This window comes from Anabaena subtropica FACHB-260 (assembly GCF_014697105.1).
In the GTDB taxonomy this organism is placed as follows: Bacteria; Cyanobacteriota; Cyanobacteriia; order Cyanobacteriales; family Nostocaceae; genus Trichormus; species Trichormus subtropicus.
In genome coordinates this window covers 1-2285 of the sequence record NZ_JACJRF010000096.1, presented here as the reverse complement: position 1 = coordinate 2285, position 2285 = coordinate 1, and the positions used below count along the sequence as shown (strand labels likewise).

Genomic DNA, 2285 nt, shown 5'->3' with positions numbered 1-2285 from the left:
ATGGCGCGCTGCGCGGCTACAAGGACATCAATCTGCAGGCCATGAAGGTGCTGGCGCCGGGCGGCACGCTGTTCACGGCGTCGTGCAGTCATCATCTCTCGCGCGGGCTGTTCTTCGAGATGCTGCAGGAGGCGGTGGGAGACAGCGGGCGGCGGTTCGCGCTGCGCGCGTTCACGGGGCAGCCGGTGGATCATCCGGAGATCATTGGCATTCCGGAGACGGGGTATTTGAAGGGGGCGGTATTGGAGAGTATGGATTGAGGAAGGGAATGCATCGGGTGGCTCGTGGTTTGTGATTCGCTACGCGCGATCCACCGTCGTGGGCCGTGCGACGTGGGCTGTGCGTGAGAGTGGTGCATCAGCGCTATCGCGTAATCCGGAAGATCGAATAGAGCATTTCAGCTGTGTACTGTGCGTGGGACTCTGTGATGTGGCAACAGAGGGTGTCGGAAATTCTGTGTATGAGCCATAACTCTGTATCACGACGGAGGATGGATGGCTCGACGGAAGAAGACCGCAGATCCCACGCTGGCGGCGTTGCCCGAGGGGTTGATTGATCAGCTGGCGGCGGGGGTGAAGACCCCCGCCGACTTTCAGCAGGTGTACCGGGCGTTTCAAAAGGCGCTGACCGAGAAGGTGCTGCAGGCGGAGCTCACGCATCACTTGGGCTACCCCGAGGGGGCGGGGCGGACGCCGACCGGGAATGCGCGCAATGGCACGACGCCCAAGCGGATCACGACCGATACCGGGACGCTCGATCTCGCGATTCCGCGCGATCGCCACAGCACCTTTACCCCACAGTTCGTACCGAAAGGGGTACGGCGGCTCCCGGGGTTCGATGAGAGCGTGCTGGCGCTCTACGCGCGGGGGCTGACGACGCGCGAGCTCCAGGGCTACCTCGAGGAGCGTTACCAAGTCCCCGTCTCGCCGGACCTGATCAGCACGGTCACGAATGAGGTGATGGAGGAGGTCACGACCTGGCAGCGGCGGCCGTTGGAGCCGGTGTATCTCGCGGTGGTGTTTGACGCGTTGCGGGTGAAGATCCGCGGTGAAGGCGTGGTGCAGAACAAAGCCGTGCATCTCGCGCTAGGCGTGCTCCCCGATGGCACGAAGGAGGTGCTGGGCCTGTGGATCGCCCAGACGGAGGGCGCGAGTTTCTGGCATCGCGTGTTCAGCGAGCTCCGCACGCGCGGCGTGCAGGATATTCTGATCGCGATGATGGACGGCCTGGTGGGCCTGCCCGACGCCTTGGCGGCCGTCTTTCCGCAGGCCACCGTGCATCAATGTGTCGTCCACCTCGTGCGGCAGAGCCTGCAGTACGTGGGCTGGAAAGAGCGCAAGGCGGTGGCCGCCGATCTGCGCGCCATCTACCAAGCCCCGAGCGAGCCCGCTGCGCTCGCCGCGCTCGAGCACGTGCGGACGCAGTGGGGGGCGCGCTTTCCCCAGATCGCGCCCATCTGGGAGCGCGCGTGGGACCGCCTCACGCCGAGCCTCCTCTATCCGCTGGAAGTTCGGCGCGTGCTCTACACCACCAACGCGATCGAAAGCCTCAACAGCTACCTGCGCAAACCGCTCCGCACCCGAGGGCACTTCCCCAGCGACGACGCCGCCACCAAACTCCTCTATCTGGTGCTGCGTACGCTGGGGAAGAAATGGAAACAGCGCCCCGCCAAAGAGTGGCAGCGCGCCATTCCCCATCTGCAATTGCTGTTTGGTGACCGCTTTCCGATGGCGGTCTGACGGGAGCTCATACACAAACTTTCTGACACTCCCCTGCAGTTGCGGTTGACCAAAACCGCAGTCCCGGCAGCATACGATCCGGATTCCCATCTCATTCGTTGCCCATCTCGCATTCATCTATTTCTGTCTCGACCTCTCACATCCCACATCCCACATCTCACATCTCAAGTCCCAACGCCGGTGGTAGGCGCAGCGAGGGCTTGGTATTTTCGGCCGCGCCAGGCTGTGGGCGTCCTCAGCGTGCTCTGCGTCAGGCGCCACGCCGCGGCGGCATCGGCCAGCCACGACGTCCAGTAGGACAGGCCGCGTGTGCCATAGCTTTCGCGCAGCGCCCAGAGCATGAACCATCTGAGACTCTGGGCCACGGCGTTCACGATCAGCAATCCGGTGCCGACGCGTGACGCCACGTCCTGCCCCGCGGGACTCCACACGCCCGCGCGCCAGGTCAGCAGCAGCACCGCGAGAATGGCCAGGGGCAACGCCTGCACCAGCCACACCAGACACACGTCGAACCAGCGCAGCCACCAGCCAGTGGCGTCCTTGAGG

2 protein-coding genes and 1 pseudogene are annotated in these 2285 nt (G+C 64.3%); 2 read left to right on the top strand and 1 reads right to left on the bottom strand.

What is annotated here, in order from left to right:
* Together H6G18_RS24445 and H6G18_RS24440 are read left to right on the top strand one after the other, a co-directional pair.
* Positions 1 to 260, top strand: a 260-nt coding sequence (locus H6G18_RS24445) for a hypothetical protein (protein WP_449224091.1), incomplete at its 5' end; no start/stop codon positions are given.
* A 234-nt stretch (positions 261 to 494) separates the two neighbouring features.
* Positions 495 to 1739 (top strand): IS256 family transposase, encoded by a 1245-nt coding sequence (locus H6G18_RS24440; RefSeq protein ID WP_190409672.1) that lies wholly within the window; start codon positions 495 to 497, stop codon positions 1737 to 1739.
* Positions 1740 to 1903: 164 nt separating this feature from the next.
* Here H6G18_RS24440 and H6G18_RS24435 read toward each other — a convergent pair.
* Positions 1904 to 2285: pseudogene (locus tag H6G18_RS24435) on the bottom strand (hypothetical protein); the annotation flags it as partial.